We start from the raw sequence: 22,186 nt of genomic DNA on the forward strand, positions 1-22,186 counted from the left end.
AATAAAAAAAGCCCATCATTCGATGAGCATTTTATTAGCGAAATAGCTTTACCAATAGTTTTCGACCGCAATATTTCCTTCACCACGGCGATTCATAGTCAGGCCACGTGCTTTTAATGCCTCTTTGGTGTCTTCGACCATTTGCGGGTTACCACACAGCATCACATGGCTAGTTTCAGGGTTCAGACTCAAACCAACTGCTTTTTCAAGCTCACCATTTTCAATCAGTACGGGTAAGCGGTCATGTAGTGGCGCATGTGGATCACGGGTAATAATTGGCACAAATTTAAAGCCTCTATGGCCTTCACCAAAGGTCTCTGCAATTTCCTGAATGCGTGTTGCATAGGCCAGTTCAGAAGCTGTACGTACGCTATAGACCAGTGTAATGCTCTCGTACTTCGACCACGTCTCAAAGTCTTGTAACATTGAAATAAAAGGCGCAAGCCCTGTCCCTGTGCCCAGTAACCATAAGTCTTTTGGTAGTGGCAACTGATAACGCGCCAAAGTCAAAAAGCCGTACGGGATCTTTTCAAGGTAGATGTCATCATCAACTTTTAAGTGTTGTAAATTTGAGGTAAAGGCACCTTCTGGCACCACAATCGAGAAAAATTCTAAAGTTTCATCAAAGGGAGAGGACACCACCGAATACGCTCGAACTACCAATTCATCACCTACTTTGATGCCAATACGGGCAAATTGTCCTGCGCTAAACTTAAAATGTGCAGGTCGCGTCATGGTGAAACTAAAAAGTGTATTGGTCCAACGGTGTACGGATAAAACCTTTTCTAGGCTAAATTTTTCAATTGACATGATTTCAGCGTGGCATCAAAGACGTTGCTCATGTTAGCATGACCACATAATTTGTTAATATTTTTTAAATGTTAAGGCTATATTCATGCGCATGACTTTACGCCAGTTGGCGGTTTTTGTAGCAGTTGCTCAAGAAGGCACAGTAACCAAAGCCAGTGATGCGGTTCGACTCACCCAGAGTGCTGCGAGTATGGCTTTAGCAGATCTAGAGGACGGTTTGGGGGCACCACTGTTTGACCGTCTAGGTAAGCGTCTTCAACTCAATGATCTGGGGCGTTTCCTGTTGCCACAAGCTTTAGAAATTTTGGGTCGCTGTGATGCTTTCGAGCAAGCCGCTAAAGGTGAGTTACAAAGCATTGATTTACGTTTAGGTGCAACTCTAACCATCAGTGACTACCTCATGCCTGACCTGATGGCCGACTTCTTACAAATTCAGCCTCAGGCCCATTTACAGCTACAAGTGGGTAATACCCGTCAAATGATTGAAGCAGTGAATCAGTTCCAACTGGATTTGGCCTTGATTGAAGGCTCTTGTCACTTGCCACAACTGCAATGCATTCACTGGCGTGACGATGAATTAGCCGTCTGCTGTGCACCCAACCACCCTCTTGCACAACTAAACCGTACTTTGACCGCAGATGACTTTAAATCAGTCGAGTGGATCTTGCGTGAAGAAGGTTCAGGTACACGTGAAGTATTTGATAATGCTATTTTGAAAGACTTGCCTGATGCCAATATCCGTCTGACCTTGGGTCATAATGAAGCGATTTTAAAAATAGTGGCGGGTGGTTTAGGGATGTCCTGTATTTCAAAACTGGCAACTGAACCTTTGCGTGAAAAAGGCCAGTTGGTGGTGCTTGATACACCGTTTTGGTCTCTCACCCGTCCACTGTTCATGTTGGTGCATCGTCAGAAGTACCAAGGCCCAGGACTCAAAGCTTTCATGAAGTTTTGCGAAAAATAACTAAGCAAAAAGCACCCGAAGGTGCTTTTTTTATTTCCCAAATTGGCGCTCACAAGGCTCACCATCATTGTTCCCATCCATTTTGGTATTTGGACAGTTCCTTAAGAAGTAAAGCGCTTCTTCATAGGAACGCATTTGGGAGCAATGAGTTCGTCCATCGCATTTGAACTTTCCTGTGCTGACAGGTAAACGACCATTTTGTTTATCAATGCTCTGCGTCACACGTTCTGAGCGAGGTTGATTGGTTTGATGTAGCTCAGCATCTAAGTTTTGTTTACCTTGCTCTGTAAGCACCTGATCAGGTAACTCACCTAAAGCCTTACGTTGTTCTTCTACAATCTGCTGTTGCTCAAGCATCAATTGCTCAGCTTTATGTTGTTTTTCGATACTATAGCTTTGATATTTGCCATAAATCAGAAATCCCAACACTGCAATCACAATCACACCGATCACGGTAATGATCGTACTTTTATGTCCTGCCTCGTTATAGCGAACAGATGAGTTACTCGGTCTTACTTTTTTCTTTAACTCACCTAATTTTTGAGTTTCTGTTGGATGATTCAGCCGCTGGATATTTCCAGCCTTAAACTTGCCTTGATCTTCCACAATCATAAACTGCAACGCTTCACCAATCTTGGGTTCAATGTTGTTCTGCGGCAAATCTTTGATATGAAAAAACACATCATCAACATCCCCGTCTACTTCAATAAAACCAAAACCACGTGAGGGGCTAAAGCTTTTGATTTTCCCGTTCAGAAACATAATATGCGCTAATCAACTGTATTTTTCGTATTGTAATCAATAAAAAAGAGGCTAAAAAGCCTCTTTCAATCAAAATAAGCAGATTAATTTTGCAGCATGTGCATACTCAATTTACCCATTTTAACGTCTGAAATTAGACAATAAATCTGTGGTAATCGACTTATTGTGGCTTGAGACTTTCGATTTCTTAGCTTTGGCAGAGTTGTCTTCAACCCGCTCAATTTTAATTGCTTTATAGCGATCGCCATTTTCAACCACATTAAACTTTACACGTTCATTGCGTTTCGGCTCACCTGAGTCTGCTGGGAAATCCGAGATATGAAAAAATACGTCGCCTTCAGGTGAGGAAATAAAACCAAAACCTTTATCCGCATTATATTGCTTCACTTTTCCTTGATATTGTTCAGACTTCATTACCCGATCCTCATCTGTACATGGCTAGATAGCCAGTATATAAAAAAGAGGCTGTGAAAGCCTCCTTTATGCATTCATTTTAATCATTAATCTTTTTGAACTGAACCAAAGATTTTATCGCCCGCATCGCCTAAACCCGGCACGATATAACCATTAGCATTTAAACCTTGGTCAATTGAAGCCGTGAAAATAGTGACATCTGGGTGCGCATCATTTACACGTTTAATTCCTTCAGGCGCCGCAACCAATACCATTACACGAATATCCTTACAACCACTTGCCTTTAAAACATCAATCGCCGCAACCAACGAAGACCCTGTTGCAAGCATTGGGTCAATAATCATGGCTAAACGGTTTTGTACATCTGGCACCAATTTTTTGTAATAAGTACGCGCTTCAAGCGTTTCTTCATCGCGCTCTAAACCCAATACAGATACTTTTGCACTTGGAATCAGGTTTAAGAAACCATCCAACATACCAATACCCGCACGTAAAATTGGCACAACCGTAATTTTTTTACCCACAATACGGTCTACGATGACTTTACCATTCCAACCATCAATTTCATGATCACACACAGGTAAATCTTTAGTTGCTTCATAGGTCAACAGCATAGTCACTTCTTGAGCCAGCTCGCGAAAGTTTTTCGTGCTGATATCTGCACGACGAAGAAGACCAAGCTTATGACGAATCAACGGATGACGAATTTCATGGATAGCCACGGGAGAGCACCTAAAAGGTAAAATAAAATTCCTGACATTATAAAGCTTTTTATCGTGCGATAAAAACAAAAAGCCCCCAATTGATGGAGGCTTTTTTATTAAAACAAAACGTTTTGAATGATTAGTGCTGTTGAGAAAGCATAAAGTGGATTGGAGATAAAATCTCAGACTGAAGCGCAAGCTTAATAATTGGATCTGGATAGATACCAATCACCAGTACTGCCGCCGCAGCTAAAAGCACCATAATCCCCCCCACTTTTTGGCCCCAATGATCCACAGCGTCGACACGCGGTGCGTCTGGTGGTGTCATATACATCACAACCATCACACGAAGATAGTAGTATAGACCAATACCAGAACCAACAATGATCATCGCAGCAAGGAACCAATGTTGATTCGTTACCGCAGCCATCACCACCAGGAACTTACCAATGAAGCCCGCTGTCAATGGAATACCTGCAAGCGATAACATCATCACGGTTAACACTGCGGTCAACACTGGACGACGCCAGAATAGACCACGGTAGTCTGCTAGGCTTTCTGCTTCATCCACATTGTTATATGGACTAGACATCAATGCAACTGCACCGAACGCACCAATTGTAGTTAATACATAAGTGATTACATAAACAGATACGTTTCCAAGGCTTGCATAGGTCATGCTGATTAAACCAATCAACAAGTAACCAAAGTGTGCAATTGAAGAGTATGCCAAGATACGTTTCAAGTTCACTTGCTTCACTGCAAGGAAGTTACCCACCAAGATTGATAACACTGCAATCACAGTTAAGATCGTGATGATAGAGTCAACTAGGATCGCACCTGAAGTTAAAATGTAACGTACAAACAGGCCAATTGTTGCGACTTTTGCAGCCGTTGCAAGGAAAGTTGCAATCGGTGTTGGTGCACCTGCATAAACGTCTGGTGTCCATTTGTGGAATGGCGCTAAAGAAAGTTTAAATGCCACAGCAAATACGATGAAACCTAAACCTAAAAGCACCATCGGTTGCTGGATGTTTTGCATTAACGCTTGAACATTGTCATAGAACGACATTGAACCTGTGTACGCGTAAATGTAAGCCATACCCATCAACAACATTGCCGAAGCGGTTGCTGAAAGCACCAAGTACTTCACACCCGCTTCTAAAGATTTAGAGCGTTGGTGTGTATACGCCAATAAGCCATATACAGGAATCGACATCAACTCAAGGCTAATGAAGAACGATGCATAGTGAGAGCTTGCGACCATTAACATTGCACCAGTCACTGATGACAACATTAAGATATACAGTTCTTCACGGTTATCTTTATAAGTCTCGATATAGGCATGAGACAAAGTACAGCATGCCAGTGCCGCAATCAAAATGATCACTTGGTATAACAAGGTGAACGCATCCACCATGAACATACCCATCACGTTTGCTGGTTTAAAAGCCCCACCAAACATTGTGAAAAGCACATAAGCTGCTGCAAGGTTTAAGCCCACAACTGATGCTGTTGCAATTAAGTTATGGTTACGCTTAATTGCAGTAAGAATCATCACGACGATCGTTGTTAAAGCAACGATCATCACGGGAGCTAAAGGCATAAGCTCAGAAAATGACATTGTGAAGTTCATGACTTATTGCATCTCCACATTTTCGAGTTGAACAGTTGCTTGACTTGCAACGTCAACGACTTCTTGTACAGGAATGTAGCTGTTTGCTAACCACGCCATGCTTGAATTTGAAATATCAAGGAAGCTTTGTGGATATAGACCCAGCCATAACAGACCAAAAGCACAGATTAACAAGATCACTACTTCACGCGCATTTAAGTCTTTCAATGGGTTGTTGTAGTGCTGTTGTTGTTCTTCGTTCGGTGTACCAAACAATGCTTTGTGGATCAGAATCAAGCCATAAAGACCTGCAAATACTAAGCTTACAGCTGCAAGAATAGTAAACACTGGGAATTTTGCATAAGAACCCATCAGGATAAGGAACTCACCAATGAAGTTACCTAGACCCGGAATACCTACAAGCGCCGCCACGAAGAACATGAGGAAGAATGCAAGATATGGGAACTGACCACGCATACCGCCCATCAAACGCATATCACGTGTATGAACACGCTCGTACACTTGACCACACATAATGAACAATGCAGCAGATGACAAGCCATGTGCCAACATCATGATCATCAAACCTTGGAAGGTTAAAATGTTACCTGCGTAAATCGCAAGTAAAACAAAGCCCATGTGTGAAATTGACGTGTACGCAAGTAAACGTTTCATATCGGTTTGCTGGAAAGCACACCAAGCACCGTAGAAGATACCGATCAAACCGAAAATGATCGCGATATCTGCAAACTGTGCAGAAGCCGCTGGGAAGAATGGAATCACAAAACGAAGTAGACCGTATGCAGCCGTCTTAATCAAAATACCTGCAAGGTCAACCGAACCCGCTGTAGGTGCTTGTGCATGCGCATCTGGTAACCAACCGTGTAATGGGAAAACTGGAAGTTTTACCGCAAAACCGACAAATAAACACAGCATGAATGCATAAGCAACGGTAGGTAATTCTTTGTCTAAAGTGTTGGCTACAGCTAATAAGTAGTTGTAATCAAAACCGATCATACCTGTCATCATGTAACCATAAACCACGAGGCCTAGGATACCGATCAACATAATAAGACCAGCGACTTGCGTATAGATAAAGAATTTGGTTGCAGCGTAAACACGTGATTTACCTTCTGCCCCTTTATGACCCCAAAGCGCGATCAAAAAGTAGATAGGTACAAGCATCATCTCCCAGAAGAAGAAGAACAAGAACATGTCAATCGCTAAGAAGACACCGATCACACCACCCAAAGACCATAAAAGGTTTAAGTGGAAGAAACCAACATTCTTTTGAATTTCACCCCAAGAACAGCCGACAGCCAACACACCTAAAAGTGCCGTTAAACCCACCATTAATAGAGATAGGCCATCCACCGCTAAGTGGATGTTAATGCCTAAAGTTTGAATCCATGGCAACATGAATTCAGCAGACCACGATGGCACTTTCGCGCCAAGTTCGTAGTTAAATGTACCTGTTTGCCACAGTGCAATGGTTAAGCCCAAAGTAATGAGCATACCAATCAGCGCAATATAACGCGGCAGTTTGTCGTCGAGTTTGTCGACTAACCAACAAATAAAACCAGCAATGAACGGAACTAAGATCAGCGCGGGTAGAATCCAGTTGTTTGTGATTTCCATCTTATTTCCCCACGATCTGAGTTACGATCAAGACCATTAGCAATACAAAGATACCTAATGCCATGCTTGATGCGTAATCACGCAATGAACCTGTTTGACGTGAACTTGTGAAGCTATGCCCACCTTTCACAATAGCAGGCAAGACTAACCACAAGCGATCAATTGGATCACGGCCTAGAATCTTCGCAATAAGCAAATATGGTTTCACAAAAACGATGTCATAAAGCGCATCGAAACCCAGTGCGTTACGGCAAATGTTTGCAAGACCTGCACCCAATGACGTTTTAGCAAAGCCTTTTACTGCGTTATAAGCAAACGCAAACAAGACTACACCTATCACCAAGCCAACCAATGCAATACCTACAGCAGTATATTCTGCACTGTGCATGCCATGTTCTAAAGCTTCAGGAACCACAAATGTTGGAATTTTTGCTGCATTTAAAATGCTTTCCACCGGTGCTTTAAGTGCCGCACCGACAAAAGTTGAAAGTACCGCAAGAATACCTAGAGGACCCCAGTAAGTGATGCCTTTAATCGCATGGTATGGCGTATTTTCTTTACCAAAGAACACAACCCAAATCAGACGGAATGTGTAAATCGAGGTTAAGAATGCACCTGCTACACCCACCCAGTACAATGAGTTATACACTGCGATTGATTCGCCTTGTACCCAAACTGCACCCAAGATTGCATCTTTCGAGAAGAAGCCTACGGTGATGAATGGAATCGCTGCCAATGCACCGCCACCAATGGCGAAGCAAGCAAATAGGAATTTGTTCTTGTAGAATAAACCGCCCATCTTGAAGATGTTTTGTTCGTGGTGGTAAGCCAAAATCACAGCACCCGAAGACAAGAACAATAATGCCTTGAAGAATGCGTGAGTCAGCATGTGGAATAGGCCTGCTTGGTAAGCTTCAGCACCCACTGCCATAAACATATAACCCAGCTGACTCATCGTTGAGTAAGCCAAAATACGTTTGATGTCGGTTTGAACCAATGCAGCAAAACCAGCCACTAACAACGTTACCGCACCCGTGATTGAGATAAACATCATCACTTCTGGTGCCATTTCAAACACAGTGTGCATACGGCAGCACAGGTAAACACCTGCGGTTACCATTGTTGCAGCGTGGATCAATGCAGATACAGGTGTAGGACCTGCCATTGCATCGGCCAACCATGTTTGTAATGGGATCTGTGCAGATTTACCTGCCGCACCCAAGAACAACATGAGTGCTGTCCAAATGGTTAAAGATGAACTTTGTGTCATCACTGTTGGTGCAGCTGCAACCACTTCCGCAATGTTTAAAGTACCAAACTGTTGGTAAATTAAGAACAAAGCAATCAGTAAGAAAACGTCACCAATACGCGTTACGGTAAATGCTTTAATTGCTGCAAAACCATTTGCAGGGTTTTGGTAGTAGTAACCAATCAGCAAGTAAGAACATAGACCCACGCCTTCCCAACCTAAGAACAATAACGCTAAGTTATCACCCAATACGAGCAGCAACATGCTAGCAACGAACAGGTTGAAATAAGAGAAGAAACGCGCGAAGTCTTCTTCACCACGCATGTACCATGATGCAAAGATGTGAATCAGGAAACCCACACCTGTCACCATAGCCATCATGAGCAGTGATAAACCGTCAAGATGTAAGCTAATGCCTGGGCTTAGGTTACCTACATTGAACCATGTCCAAAGATGTTGAACATAAGTCACTTTGCCATTATTCACAAAGTCTAGACCCGCGATTAATGCAACCAATGCAGAAAGACCAACTGCCCCCACACCAATAATGGCAGCGACATTTTCAGGAAGCTTGTTGCGACCTGCCGCTAAAAGGACAAAACCAATGAGCGGGAATAATACTGTTAAATATAAAAAACTCATCCGCGCATCTCACTAGCAGCATCCACATCCAAGTGATGGAAGCGATGGTAGAACTGAAGGACGATCGCAAGACCAATACAAGCCTCTGCCGCAGCAAGCGTTAAGATCAAAATAAACATGATTTGTCCGTCTGGTTGTACCCATGCACTACCAGCCAAAACAAACGCAAGCGCTGCTGCGTTCATCATGATTTCAAGGCTCATTAACATAAATAATAGATTGCGTCGCACCATCACACCGTAAAAACCCAGTGCAAAAAGGATGGTTGCAACAATCAAACCATGTTCTAAAGGGATGTTGCCCATTATTGTTTGTCCTCTTCTGCACCTGGTTCACGTTTACCAAGATGGAATGCTGCAACCAATGCAGCAAGCAATAACATGGCAGCAACTTCAACCAATAATAAATAGTGAGTAAAGAGTGCTTGGCCAACGACTTTTGGACCCACAACTTCGGTACCCATAGCAGGGCCAGCCACTGTGTAGTCAGAGCCGAGCATCCACACCAACACCAAGCCCATTAAGAAGCTCATGAGCGCTGGATATGCCCAAGCAGACGATGTTAACCATTTACGCTCTTGTTCAACGGTATGTTGACCAAGGTTTAACATCATCACTACGAATACGAATAACACCATGATCGCGCCTGCATAGACGATGATCTCAAGCGCGCCAGCAAATGGCGCACCCACGATCATAAACATGCCTGCAACTGCAAGAAGTGACACGATCAAGCTCAATAAAGCGTGTACAGGATTCGCGTTGGTCACAACACGAATCGTAGAAACGATGGCCACAAGTGCCATCAAATAAAATGGCCACATCATGGTAATAAGCTCCGTACATCAACTGGTGCGCTTTCACGCTGCGCTTGACCTTTGTCTTTTCCAGTTACAGCCATACCTGTTACACGGTAGAAGTTGTAGTCTGGGTATTTACCAGGACCTGAAATGAGTAAGTTTTCTTTCTCGTATACCAAGTCTTGACGAACGTATTCACCCAACTCGAAATCTGGCGTCATTTGAATTGCAGTCGTCGGACATGCTTCTTCACACATACCGCAGAAAATACAACGTGAGAAGTTGATACGGAAAAACTCCGGATACCAACGACCATCTTCCTTTTCTGCTTTTTGTAGTGAAATACAGCCAACAGGACATGCAACTGCACATAAGTTACACGCAACACAACGTTCTTCACCATCTGGGTCACGTGTTAACACGATACGACCACGGAAACGTGGTGGAACAATTTGTTCGGCTGGCACTTCTGGGTAAAGAATGGTGTCACGTTTACGTGTCACGTGTGAGAAAACCATCCACAGTGAACGTACGATTGACCCGAACCCAGCTAGAATTTTATACATTTTATTCTCCCTGCCCTTACCACAGAATCACTGCGCCAGTAACTAATAAGTTAACTAACGCTAATGGTAAGCAAATCTTCCAACCAAAGTTCATCACTTGGTCATAACGTGGACGCATAAGTGAACCACGAGCCAAGACAAACATCATCACAAAGAATGCTGTTTTGATAATGAACCAGAATACGGGTGGAATGAACGGAATGTCGATGTTAAATGGCGCTAACCAACCACCGAAGAATAGCGTGACGATCAATGCAGAGATCAGAACCACGTTGACATATTCTGCAACGAAGAACATCCCCCATTTCATACCGCCATACTCGACGTGGTAACCTTCCGCCAATTCTTGTTCCGCTTCTGGTTGGTCAAATGGGTGACGGTGAGTAACCGCAACACCTGCAACCACGAAGATTAAGAAACCTAAGAACTGCGGAATGACAAACCATACATCTTTTTGTGCTTCTACAATTTCACGCATGTTGAATGAGCCTGCAATTGCAACCACACCCATCAGTGAAATACCCAAGAACACTTCGTACGAAATGGTTTGAGCTGCTGAACGTAGGCCACCGAGCAATGCATATTTGTTGTTTGATGACCAACCACCAAACAATACGGCATAGACTGCAATACCGGCCATTGCCATAAAGAACAATAGGCCAATGCTCATGTCTGACACACCTAAGTATGGTGATACAGGAATAACCATGAACGACAGCACCGCTGTTGCCATGGCAACAGCAGGAGCTAAACGGAAAGTCAATTTGTCAGCAAACTTTGGTGTCCAGTCTTCTTTGAACATGATTTTCAGCATGTCGGCAACGATCTGGAACATCCCCCCAGGACCTACACGGTTCGGACCATAACGGTCTTGCCATAAGCCCAGTAAACGACGCTCAATAAAAGACATCAACGCAGCGATGAGTACTACAACGAGTAAAATCACAATCGCTTGAATGACTGAGTAGGCAATTGGCCAGTTCTCAGCCCAAAGCGGCGTTTGACGGATTAATTCTTGTTGCATGAATTACGCTCCTACCGCGACTGATACAGGCTCAGCAAGTGAAACCGTAGGTGCAAGACCAACTGGATAACCAATATAACCTGTAGGTAAATAATCAATCACTTGAACTGGAAGTACAATCGAAGTCTCACCTGCTTTCACAGTGATTTTTTGACCATCTTGAACATTCAAACGAGTTGCATCTTGCTCACCCACTGCAAAGACTGCTTCAGGAATACGCGACTCCATTGCAGGCGTTTTCACAGTAAATTCACCAGAAGCAAAAATGTGATGCATTGGCACTAAACGGAAGCTATCAGGGTTTGCAACCACAACCGCAGGAGCTACGAAAGTACGTGCTGGACGCTTCGCTAAACGATCGAATAAACGCACCCCCGAATCACCACCTTTTAAGTGACCACCGACGTTATCTTGGAATTTGTTCCAAGCTTGCGGTGAGTTCCAACCTGCTGACCATGCAAATGGTACCAGTGGAGACGGCGTCTGGTTCCCGACATAGCCTTCCATAGAGAAGGTTAATGCAGAGTCGATATCTGTCGGTTGTTTCGGTTCATGCACGTTCAATGGTGCACGCATAGAAGTACGACCAGAGTAACGACGTGGTTCACGCGCAACTTTCAAACCATGGACACGGAAGCCCGCATCTGGAGCTACATCTTGAATCGCCTCAAGTGCAGGTACGTTTTTCGCAACTGACTCAATCACGTCATCAAGCAAGGTCCAAGAAATCGCTTTGCCCTTCACGCCAGTTTCAATGGCATGTAACCAGCGCCAAGATTCTTTGATCGCCAGCTCAGGTTTGTAGTAGCTCGGGTCATACACTTGGTAGAAACGTTGTGCACGGCCTTCTTGAGAGACAACCGTACCATCGCCTTCAGCAAATGACGCAGCAGAAAGTACGATATCGGCTTTCTTGACAGTTTCAGTTTCAGAATGATCTAAAACAATCACTTCTTTATCTGCAAGTGCCGCTTCAACTTGTGCCGCTGGCAAACGACGGAATAGATCATTTTCAACGATCACAACCGTGTCATAGTCTTGTGCAAACACTTGTTCTAAGCTTTGACCACCAAAGATCGCCAAGCCCATAGAGTTCACTTCAGGAACTGTCAGGGTTAAACCAGCATTTTCACCAAGGTTTTGCGCGACTTGTGCAGCAGCTTCCATGATGGATGCGTCTTGTAAACTTGTACCTGAAATGATCAGTGGTTTCTTCGCCGCTTTTAGGGTCTCTGCAATGTTCTGAGCAAAGGCTTTTGCATCATCTGCGAGACCAAGAATTGCATCACCTTTCACAGCAGCAGCAACAGCAAAACCTAAACGAGCGATGTCGTTTGGAGATGCAACCACTTCACCTGTAGCCACATCAGCTAAGCGAGTTTGCGTTGCCGCAAGGATGAAAATCGGTGATTTCGCATCTTGAGCAATACGTTGTAGCGGTTCTGCCAACCAGTCTTGGGTACGGCGTTCCGCAGCCATTTCTTTGGCTTTGTTTTTCGCCGCTTGACGAACAGACAACGCCATACGTGGCGCAGTTTGCGTTAAGTCTTCACCCAAAATGAGCACAGCATCATAGCTTTCGATTTCACGCATACCTGGGTTATATACACCTTCGGTTTGCATAATAGATGCAGCCAATTCAACTAAGTTCTGCTCTTTTTGAGACATACCTGTTGAATAGTGCTCTTGACCGACTAATTCGCGAAGTGCGAAGTTCGACTCAAGTGATGCACGTGGAGAACCAATACCTAAGACTTTTTTGCCTTGAATATTTGCAATCACCGTATCTAAAGCAGTATCTACAGAAACAGTTTCAATGTTTGTAGCATTACGGAACTGTGGTTGACGTGGACGATCTGCACGGTTCACATAGCCTGTCCCAAAACGACCTTTATCACAAAGGAAGTATTGGTTTACATCACCATTAAAACGGTTTTCGACACGACGAAGTTCGCCATAACGCTCACCCGGAGAAATGTTACAACCCGAAGAACAGCCTTGGCATACGCTTGGCGCATACTGCATATCCCACTTACGGTTATAGCGTTCTGAATGCGTTTTATCAGTAAATACACCTGTAGGACATACTTCAGTCAAGTTACCCGAAAATTCAGACTCTAAAGTACCCAACTCAGGACGACCAAAGTAAACACGTGACGCGCTTGCATATACGCCAAAGTCTGTACCGCCCGCGTAGTCTTTGTAGTAACGAACACAACGGTAACATGCGATACAACGGTTCATTTCATGAGAAATGAATGAGCCTAACTCTTGGTTGTAGTGCGTACGTTTCGTGAAACGGTAACGACGACGGTCGTGTTGAGTCATCACAGTCATATCTTGTAAATGACAGTGCCCACCTTCTTCACAGACTGGACAGTCGTGTGGGTGGTTGGTCATCAAGAACTCAACAATTGACGCGCGGAAGTCTTTCGCTTCTTTGTCTTCAATCGAGATGTAGGTATTGTCAGATGCAGGTGTCATACATGACATGACTAAACGACCACGCGTATCATCAGCGTTTGCGTATTGAGTCACGGCACATTGACGGCAAGAACCGACAGAACCTAAGGATGGATGCCAACAAAAGTACGGGATATCAATACCCAAAGACAAACATGCTTGTAGCAAGTTCTCTGAGCCATTGACTTCGTACGATTTGCCATCGACATGAATTGTAGCCATAGTCGAATTCCTTAAGCTTGTTCTACGTTGCTAGTTTGCGCAGCAGCAGCATTCACCACTTTTGCTTCAAACTCGCCACGGAAATATTTGAGTGCACCCATCAACGGTTCCATTGCACCTGGAGCATGCGCACAGAAAGTCTTACCAATCCAAAGCTTACGAGTAAGCTCTTGTAAGTGATCAATATCTTCTTTCTTACCTGTACCATCTTCCAATGCTTTCAGTGCTTTCACCGCCCACGGTAAACCATCACGACAAGGCGTACAGAAACCACATGACTCACGTGCAAAGAATTCTTCTAAGTTACGTGTCGCTGAAACCATACATTGCGTTTCGTCAACCACCATCAGCAAACACGTACCTAAACGTGAACCTGCTTTCATGATGCTCTCAGCATCCATCGGTAGATCAATATGTTCAGCAGCCAAGAAATCTGTAGATGCACCACCTGGTAACCATGCTTTCAGTTTCAAACCATCACGCATACCGCCTGCATAGTCTTCAATCACTTCACGCGCAGTTGTACCAAATGGAAGTTCCCAAAGACCTGGGAATTTCACCTTACCAGATGCACCATAAATTTTTGTGCCTGGATCTTTCGACTTGCCCGCAGATAAGCCGATATACCACTCAGGGCCACGCAGCATAATTGCAGGTAGGTTATTGTAGGTCTCTACGTTGTTGACAATCGTAGGACGACCCCAAGCACCAGCAACTTGCGGGAATGGCGGTTTGGTACGTGGGTTTGCACGACGGCCTTCAAGCGAGTTAATCAATGCAGTTTCTTCACCACAAATATAACGACCTGCGCCCGTGTGTACATAAAGCTCGAAGTTCCAACCCGTTCCAAGGATGTTATCACCCAAGTAACCTTTGGCACGAACTTGCTCAAGCGCTTCATTTAAGTAAGCAGCCGCTTCAATGTACTCGCCACGAATGAAGATATAACCATGAGTTGCTTCAAGCGTATACGCTGCAATCAACATCCCTTCAATCAATTGGTGAGGAAGTTTTTCCATCAACAAACGGTCTTTAAAGGTCCCTGGTTCCATCTCATCGGCATTACAAATCAGGTAACGTGGCCCTGAGTTGTCATTTGGCGCCATCAAAGACCATTTGATCCCAGCTGGGAAGCCCGCACCACCACGACCTTTTACGGTCGCCGCTTTAATCACTTCAAGCACATCTTTCGGTGGCATGGTGATTGCTTTTTTTAGACCCGCGTAACCTTCAAGCGCTTCGTAATCATCTGCATTACGAACGTGCTTTTGTTTACTCAAACGCCAAGTTAATGGATGCGTTTCTGGGTTACCTTCGCCATAAATTGGTTTTGGTTCGGTATTCATACATACTTCTCCAATAACTGTTTCACTGAAGAAACTTCAACCAAACCGTGAGTGTCTTCATTCACCATCAAGGTTGGGCCTTTGTCACAGTTACCTAAGCAGCAAATCGGCAGCAAAGTAAAACGACCATCAGCAGTCGTTTGACCAAACTGAATGCCTAACTCTCGCTGAAAAGCTTCTGCTAAAGTTTCCGCACCCATCAAGAAACACGCAATCGAGTCACAAAGTAAAATGACGTTACGACCCACGGGTTGACGGTAAATACGGTTATAGAAAGTTGCAACACCTTCCAAATCAGCAACACTGATTGTCAATAACTGAGCAATGGCGTTTAGCTGCGCGTCATCTACCCAGCCATTACGGCGTTGTACACACTTCAAAGCATCCAAAGATGCTGCACGTGGGTACGGATAGTGACCAATGTGATGTTCGATTTCATGGATTTCGTCCGTAGTCAAAATCCCTTCAACATTCACGCGTGGCTTTTTATCAGTCAAAATCATCATAATGCGTTTACCCCTTAGCGATCCACGTCAGCCATAACGACGTCAATTGTCGCTAAATAAATGATCAAGTCAGATACCAGACTGCCGTTAATCACAGAAGGCATTTGCTGTAAATGCGTGAAAGTTGGTGTACGAATACGAGTACGGTAACTCATCGTTGACTTATCTGAAGTCAAGTAGTAGTTCGACGCACCTTTGACCACTTCCGCCATTACAGATGCTTCACCTGCAGGCATTACAGGACCCCAAGATACGCTTAAGAAGTGCGTAATCAAGGTTTCAATGTCTTGTAAAGTCTTATCTTTCGGCGGTGGAACAGCCAATGGGTGATCTGCTTTATATGCACCAGATGGCATGTTGTCTAAACATTGCTTCACGATTTTGAGAGATTCTTCAATTTCACGGAAGTGAACCATCACACGTGCATAAGCATCGCCTTCGTACTCAAGTGGCACATCGAAGTCGTAGTTTTCATAACCGCTATAAGGACGGTATTTACGAACATCAAAATCAATACCAGTTGCACGCAAACCTGTACCAGTCACACCCCAAGCCAATGCAGATTTCGCATCATATTGAGCTACGTTACGCGTACGACCTACAAACACAGAGTTTTTAAGTGCTGCTGTGTAGTATTCATTCATACGTTTCGGCATCCAATCTAGGATTTCACGAATCAGATGCTGCCAGTTATTTGGCAAGTCATGCGCTGTACCACCGATACGGAACCATGCTGGGTGCATACGGTAACCAGTGATCGCTTCAATTGCGTCATAGATTTTTTGACGATCCGCAAACATGTAGAAGACAGGTGTCATACCGCCGGCATCTTGAATTGCAGTACCGATGAACAATAAGTGGTTATTGATACGGAATAATTCAGACATCATGACACGGATACATTGCGCACGGTCAGGTACAGTAATACCCGCCATTTGCTCCACACCCATCACATAAGGCATGTTTTGCGCACAACCGCCCAAGTAATCCACACGGTCGGTATAAGGAATGAATGAATGCCAAGTTTGACGTTCGGACATCTTTTCCACACCACGGTGGTGATAACCGATATCAGGCACACAGTCTTTCACTTCTTCACCATCCAACTGCAAGATTACACGGAAAGCACCGTGCGCAGATGGGTGGTTGGGACCTAAGTTAAGAAACATGAAGTCTTCGTCGTCATTTCCACGTTTCATACCCCAATCTTCAGGTACGAAACGAAGGTGTTCCTGTTCATAGTCCTGCTTCGCTTGGTTCTGCATATACGGTGTATATTCAGTAGCACGCGCAGAATACTCTTTACGAAGTGGATGACCTTCCCAGTATGTTGGCAACAAAATACGACGAAGCATTGGATGCCCTTCGAAATTGATCCCGAACATATCGTAAGCTTCACGCTCGTACCAGTTGGCATTTGGCCAAATGTTGGTTGCCGTTGGAAGATTTACATCATTTTCATTCAACGCAACTTTGATACGAATATCACTATTTCGCTCAAGCGATAACAAGTGATAGAACACAGTAAAGTCAGACGCAGGCAAACCGTCACGGTGTGTACGTAAACGTTCATCTACCGCAGACAAGTCAAACAACATCACGTATGGACGTGACACTGTACGCAAGAACATTAAAACTTCTTGTACGCGCGCGCGCTCAACCCAGACTGTTGGAAAGTCTTCAAAAGTCGTTTGCACATAGAAGTTCTCACCAAATTTGGTTTTGAGCTCTTCTACAATTGCAAATGCTGGGCGTGAATCAACTTGCGGTGATTCTGGCATAGCGTTTTCAGTTTCAGCCATTGGCTTGGCTTCCTATTTAATACAAATTCATTCAACCTAAACGACAATTACACCCAAGCCGGGTGCATCAAAATTTATCGTTTAAATTATTTAATTTCATCCATAGAGCGTAAGTTTTTCACTGCAATACGTTCAGCATTCTTACGGTCACGTTCTGGCATCATCTTTGGCTTATATACTGGCTTAAGATCATCACCAATCACGGCAGAAAGTGGACGGCGCTCTAGTTGAATTTGGTCTTGTAACAACATTAATGCTTGGATTAATGCTTCTGGACGTGGTGGGCAACCTGGAATATAAACATCAACTGGGATGATTTTATCCACACCTTGTACAACTGAATAAATATCGTACATACCGCCAGAGTTTGCACATGCGCCCATTGAAATAACCCACTTCGGTTCCAACATTTGTTCATATAAACGTTGAATAACTGGAGCCATTTTGACGAAACATGTACCTGCAACAATCATCAAATCCGCTTGACGAGGTGAAGCACGGATTACTTCGGCACCGAAACGCGACAAGTCATGCACGCCTGTCAAAGTCGTTGCATACTCTACGTAGCAGCAAGATGTACCAAAGTTAAACGGCCAAACTGAGTTCTTACGTCCCCAGTTCACTGCTGTATGTGCCACGTCCTCTAAACGAGTCATGAACACATTTTTACTCACTTCTTCTTCAAGCGGATCCGTTACGATTTGACGCTCTTGAAGTGGATATTGATCAGCATCCGGATTCGCACGGGTTAATGTATATTTCATCCCGAGTTACTCCTTGTCAGACGATTTAGCCGGTGATTTATCTTTCACACGACCAGATGATTGAGCTGGGATTTGACCCGTAGGATCCATAACCAACTCTTCAATTGAATTAAAGCGAGTGATTTCTGCAATGTTCATATTTGGAGAACCAACTTTAGGTTTAATCCCTGCTGCTTTACGCTTGTCTGAAGGTGACCAATTAAGTGCACCAGTAGACAACTCATAAACCAAACCAACGAGTAAAACTAAAATAAATACTGCTGCTGTTGTAAACCCAACCCAACCCACTTCACGAACAGAGTTCGCCCATGCGTAAAGGTAAAGCGCCTCTAAGTCGAATACGACGAAGAAGATAGCAACCAAATAGAACTTTGCTGATAGGCGGATACGTGCACCACCAGCACCAACCACACCTGATTCAAATTGCTCTTGCTTGGCACGGCCCCATGACTTACCCCCAAGGAGTAATGGAACGGTCAGCATAAAGACGCAAAGAAATGTAACGCCGATCACGAAGGCAATAATTGCCCATTCGTATGGAGTAATGGCACTCATGCGGGGATAACTCCTGGCAGGCCTAATTTATTAACAAAGAATGTATGTATTGGCCTTCAAATACACCAAACACAAAATTAATCCCGCCAATTGTACCCGATTGATGACGTAAGTTGCTAGCTTATAGATATTCGTCTTTAGGATGATTTCTCGTCGTTTTTTGAGATTTTTTCTATGCAAGCCCTTTTATTTTAAAACTGATCGTTTTCTTAAATAAAACAGTACTATTCTATTATTTTTCCAAATTTTCATCTTACAGTTGGAATTCACAAACCTGTGGAAGCCCCTTAAATCATTTACACCATCTCTCTACACATGGCAGACCATCTACCAAAACGAGAAAAAGCAACCGAACCAACCGCTTTTTGTATTCATCAAACATAGATAAAAGCAAATTAAGTCACTCATAATTTTTGTGTTTATTTGCAAATCAAATCAATCAATAGATGCACTCAGCTTTTTCTTATGCTATTGATATAAATAACCAACAACAAAGAATAAGGAGCACCGAATGAGCCTAGAATTCACACATAAACCTAATTATTTTTTATTTGCCCAGCTGCTTATTCGCCATGTTGAAAACTATGTCCGTAAACACCCCGATGCCAATAATGCTATTTTTGATTTACGCGACATTTATGAACTTTTTCGTCAAGACAAAGCTTCAGCCACCACCAATCTCGATGGCATTATGAATATTGTAGATGAATACAAAATTGAAACGATCAATGGTGACCAAAAGCTCATTAGCCGCTATGGCATAGATATACAAAACAATTCTCTGCTGATTGACTTTAATGCCAGTGCGCTTGAAAGCCTAAAGCAAGGCAAGCAAATTATTTCTCCTGATGCCACTATTCAAGAATAAAAAAATAATGAAAAAAAAGCACCGAACTTCGGTGCTTTTTCATACCACATAAAAATTAGTTTTTGGTGTCTGTGTTTTCTTTGACATTATATTTCTTTTTAGACTTACTAAAACGATGTGCTGGCCATGTCATGGTAAAACGCGCGCCCCCTAAACTTGGACTTTGATCAACCATTACACGCCCACCAAACCAGTAAGCAATACGACTCACAATTGAAAGCCCCAAACCATAACCACCAGATGCACGAGTCCGACTATCATCTAAACGAGCAAATGCCTCAAAAACACGCTCACGCTCATCTTCGGGAATACCTGGCCCATCGTCTTCTACACAGACATAAGCCATCCCATTTTCATTAATGCCACCACTCACCAACACCTGATGGTCACCATAACGTACGGCATTGCCGACTAAGTTTTGCACTACACGATGTAAGTAACGACGTTCAGCTTCAACCTGTAACGTTAAAGGTGGTGCATTTAAGTTGATTTCCTTTTGAGTCTTTAAGGCTTCAGTCTCTACCACCACCTGATCCAACACTTCAAACAAGACAATATTTTCAATATCGAGTGATGGCGTACCTTGCTCTAATTTGGCATAAGTCATAATTTCATCAATTAAAGTATTTAAGGCCTCAATATCTTTATCAATCATATCAACTTGCTGCAGGCGATATTCATAATCGTCTTCTTCCGCCAACATTTCCATCCCAAAACGGATGCGCGCAACAGGCGTACGAAGCTCATGGGATACGGCGCGCATGAGTTCACGCTGTGCTTCAATCAAACGCTGAATGTGATCGGACATGCTGTTATAACTATTCGCCAGACTCGCCATTTCGTCTTTACCATCGACAGGCAAACGTAAAGTCATATCCCCTGCTTTCATACGGTTCAAACCATAATTAACCTCTCGCAACTTACGTTGCATAGGCACTAGCAAACCATATACCCCTAAACTGAGCACAAACAAGCTTAATAAGGTAATCCCTGCTGCAAGCTGAAATGGCATCCAGTTGAAAATAGGTACAGGCCCAAGCACCAACACTTTATTCGGTGAACTTGGCAAAGGAGGAGAAACAATAGAAATGGTTGTACCGCGCACGGAAGCGCTATCGCGATATAAGATCACACTATGATCTAAACGCAATCGACCAATTTGCTCAGACTCAAGCGCAAGATTTTGCACTTCTTCAATATGTACAGGATAAGAGAAATACTTTTGTATTTTCGCTAAATACTCTTCCTCTTGACCTGGGTAATAGACCAAATAATCAAGAATAAAAATCGGGAGTGCTTTCATTTGCAACTCCCCAATTTTATCTACCTTAATATAGAGTAAATGATTTGGGTCATCTTTTAGACCAAGAATCAGATACGCAACTTGCGTTTGCGCATCATAACGTACAGCGGCTTTACGCTCACTAATCCGTTTAGTCTCTGCTCGAGTTAAATTAACTTTACTTGCAGGAATCATATTAATGGGCAGTTCAAGCAGATCAGACGCATCTGAAATCCAGTCTGCTTTTTGCTGCGCGTTGGTTTGACGAGATACACCTTCACTAATAATAAAGGAAATCCCATCTGTTAATGATTCGCGATATTCTTGCACTCGCTGATAATTAATAATTTGCACAAGCAAATACGCCATGAGAGCTACGATAGCAACCAGCACGACTAACCCTGCATAGATACGCAAGAATATACTGTGTTTGAACACTAAAAATGTCCCACTTTAACGAATCAAATAGATGACTTAGATACCATTGGTCTCTTTAACAAATAAATAGCCTTTGCTACGTACCGTTTTAATACGTTTTGGATTTTCAGGATCATCGCCAATTTTTGGACGAATACGTGAAATACGTACATCAATTGAACGGTCCTGACCATCATATTCAATACCACGTAAGCGTTCAAAAATATCTTCACGCGATAAGATACGACCAGCATTTGAAGCAAGTAACCACAATAAATCATATTCAGCACTGGTGAAGTCAACCAATTCACCATTTAAAGTCACTGAGCGACCACCGTTGTCGATCACCAGATCATCAAATTCAATGCGCTGCGCAACTTCATCTTCTGGCGCCTTGTCGGTACGACGTAATAATGCACGGATACGTGCAAGTAAAACGCGTGGCTGAACTGGTTTTGCCACATAGTCATCTGCACCCATTTCCAGACCAAGCACTTGATCCATATCTTCTGTACGTGCAGTCAACATCAAAATCGGTTGATGGTAATGTGGACGAACTTCACGACAAATCGTTAAGCCATCAGCACCTGGAAGCATGACATCTAGCACCACCATATCGGGTTGTTCTGCAATAATACGGCGAATGGCACGGTTACCATCGGGCTCTACCCCAACCTCAAGACCATTACGAATCAGGTATTCTTGAGTTAAGCGAGCTAGACGCTCATCGTCTTCTACGATTAAAATTTTTGGTAACTTTTCTTCTTGGCTCAT

General features: G+C 43.5%; 21 protein-coding genes. 2 read left to right on the forward strand and 19 right to left on the reverse strand.

Features of this window, described 5'->3' with window-relative positions; translation table 11 throughout:
* Positions 1–48: 48 nt before the first annotated feature.
* The gene (locus DPG01_RS14290; protein WP_110975549.1) at positions 49–810 is read right to left on the reverse strand and encodes a ferredoxin--NADP reductase; all 762 of its coding nucleotides are present in this window, start codon (positions 808–810) and stop codon (positions 49–51) included.
* An 85-nt stretch (positions 811–895) separates the two neighbouring features.
* On the opposite strand from DPG01_RS14290, the gene gigC reads away from it, so the two are divergent.
* The gene (gigC, locus tag DPG01_RS14295) at positions 896–1,774 is read left to right on the forward strand and encodes a LysR family transcriptional regulator GigC (protein WP_110975550.1); all 879 of its coding nucleotides are present in this window, start codon (positions 896–898) and stop codon (positions 1,772–1,774) included.
* 30 nt (positions 1,775–1,804) lie between these two features.
* On the opposite strand, the gene DPG01_RS14300 is transcribed toward gigC, so the two are convergent.
* The 16 genes from DPG01_RS14300 to ndhC form a co-directional block, all read right to left on the reverse strand.
* Complete coding sequence (locus DPG01_RS14300; protein WP_110975551.1) at positions 1,805–2,536, reverse strand: cold shock domain-containing protein; 732 nt, start codon at positions 2,534–2,536, stop codon at positions 1,805–1,807.
* 120 nt (positions 2,537–2,656) lie between these two features.
* Positions 2,657–2,950: a cold shock domain-containing protein gene (locus DPG01_RS14305; RefSeq protein WP_086208143.1), complete on the reverse strand. Its 294-nt coding sequence runs from the start codon at positions 2,948–2,950 to the stop codon at positions 2,657–2,659.
* 86 nt (positions 2,951–3,036) lie between these two features.
* Complete coding sequence (gene upp / locus DPG01_RS14310) at positions 3,037–3,672, reverse strand: uracil phosphoribosyltransferase (protein ID WP_110975552.1); 636 nt, start codon at positions 3,670–3,672, stop codon at positions 3,037–3,039.
* Between the two features lie 121 nt (positions 3,673–3,793).
* Positions 3,794–5,290 carry an NADH-quinone oxidoreductase subunit NuoN gene (gene nuoN, locus DPG01_RS14315; protein ID WP_110975553.1) on the reverse strand — a complete coding sequence of 499 codons (1,497 nt, stop codon included), beginning with the start codon at positions 5,288–5,290 and terminating at the stop codon, positions 3,794–3,796.
* A gap of 3 nt (positions 5,291–5,293) precedes the next feature.
* Complete coding sequence (gene nuoM / locus DPG01_RS14320; protein WP_171327429.1) at positions 5,294–6,901, reverse strand: NADH-quinone oxidoreductase subunit M; 1,608 nt, start codon at positions 6,899–6,901, stop codon at positions 5,294–5,296.
* Positions 6,902–6,908: 7 nt separating this feature from the next.
* On the reverse strand, positions 6,909–8,798 hold the full coding sequence (gene nuoL, locus DPG01_RS14325) for an NADH-quinone oxidoreductase subunit L (protein ID WP_110975555.1): 1,890 nt from the start codon (positions 8,796–8,798) through the stop codon (positions 6,909–6,911).
* Entirely contained in the window at positions 8,795–9,103 is a 309-nt protein-coding gene (gene nuoK / locus DPG01_RS14330; protein ID WP_004695395.1) for an NADH-quinone oxidoreductase subunit NuoK, read from the reverse strand. The genes nuoL and nuoK overlap by 4 nt, the downstream gene beginning before the upstream one ends.
* Positions 9,103–9,621: an NADH-quinone oxidoreductase subunit J gene (nuoJ, locus tag DPG01_RS14335; protein ID WP_171264408.1), complete on the reverse strand. Its 519-nt coding sequence runs from the start codon at positions 9,619–9,621 to the stop codon at positions 9,103–9,105. Before nuoJ ends, nuoK begins: the two co-directional genes overlap by 1 nt.
* Positions 9,621–10,163: an NADH-quinone oxidoreductase subunit NuoI gene (gene nuoI, locus DPG01_RS14340; RefSeq protein ID WP_004651038.1), complete on the reverse strand. Its 543-nt coding sequence runs from the start codon at positions 10,161–10,163 to the stop codon at positions 9,621–9,623. Before nuoI ends, nuoJ begins: the two co-directional genes overlap by 1 nt.
* A gap of 16 nt (positions 10,164–10,179) precedes the next feature.
* On the reverse strand, positions 10,180–11,187 hold the full coding sequence (gene nuoH / locus DPG01_RS14345; protein ID WP_110975556.1) for an NADH-quinone oxidoreductase subunit NuoH: 1,008 nt from the start codon (positions 11,185–11,187) through the stop codon (positions 10,180–10,182).
* A gap of 3 nt (positions 11,188–11,190) precedes the next feature.
* Positions 11,191–13,872, reverse strand: a complete 2,682-nt coding sequence (gene nuoG, locus DPG01_RS14350) for an NADH-quinone oxidoreductase subunit NuoG (RefSeq protein ID WP_110975557.1) — start codon at positions 13,870–13,872, stop codon at positions 11,191–11,193.
* Between the two features lie 11 nt (positions 13,873–13,883).
* On the reverse strand, positions 13,884–15,218 hold the full coding sequence (nuoF, locus tag DPG01_RS14355) for an NADH-quinone oxidoreductase subunit NuoF (RefSeq protein WP_110975558.1): 1,335 nt from the start codon (positions 15,216–15,218) through the stop codon (positions 13,884–13,886).
* A complete protein-coding gene (gene nuoE, locus DPG01_RS14360) occupies positions 15,215–15,724 on the reverse strand; it encodes an NADH-quinone oxidoreductase subunit NuoE (RefSeq protein WP_004695385.1) in 510 nt (169 codons plus the stop codon). Before nuoE ends, nuoF begins: the two co-directional genes overlap by 4 nt.
* A 14-nt stretch (positions 15,725–15,738) precedes the next feature.
* A complete protein-coding gene (gene nuoC, locus DPG01_RS14365) occupies positions 15,739–17,526 on the reverse strand; it encodes an NADH-quinone oxidoreductase subunit C/D (protein ID WP_086208153.1) in 1,788 nt (595 codons plus the stop codon).
* Positions 17,527–17,612: 86 nt separating this feature from the next.
* Entirely contained in the window at positions 17,613–18,290 is a 678-nt protein-coding gene (locus tag DPG01_RS14370) for a NuoB/complex I 20 kDa subunit family protein (RefSeq protein WP_110975559.1), read from the reverse strand.
* A gap of 6 nt (positions 18,291–18,296) precedes the next feature.
* Positions 18,297–18,845, reverse strand: a complete 549-nt coding sequence (gene ndhC / locus DPG01_RS14375) for an NADH-quinone oxidoreductase subunit A (RefSeq protein WP_086208154.1) — start codon at positions 18,843–18,845, stop codon at positions 18,297–18,299.
* 511 nt (positions 18,846–19,356) lie between these two features.
* Between ndhC and DPG01_RS14380 the strand changes: the two genes are divergently transcribed.
* On the forward strand, positions 19,357–19,713 hold the full coding sequence (locus DPG01_RS14380; RefSeq protein ID WP_086208155.1) for a hypothetical protein: 357 nt from the start codon (positions 19,357–19,359) through the stop codon (positions 19,711–19,713).
* A gap of 55 nt (positions 19,714–19,768) precedes the next feature.
* Here DPG01_RS14380 and bfmS read toward each other — a convergent pair whose 3' ends face one another.
* Both bfmS and bfmR read right to left on the reverse strand, forming a co-directional pair.
* Positions 19,769–21,433 (reverse strand): sensor histidine kinase BfmS, encoded by a 1,665-nt coding sequence (bfmS, locus tag DPG01_RS14385; RefSeq protein ID WP_086208156.1) that lies wholly within the window; start codon positions 21,431–21,433, stop codon positions 19,769–19,771.
* A gap of 36 nt (positions 21,434–21,469) precedes the next feature.
* Positions 21,470–22,186, reverse strand: coding sequence for a response regulator transcription factor BfmR (gene bfmR, locus DPG01_RS14390; protein WP_005007943.1), 717 nt, complete (start codon positions 22,184–22,186; stop codon positions 21,470–21,472).

This window comes from Acinetobacter sp. WCHAc060042 (assembly GCF_003231195.1).
Taxonomy (GTDB): domain Bacteria; phylum Pseudomonadota; class Gammaproteobacteria; order Pseudomonadales; family Moraxellaceae; genus Acinetobacter.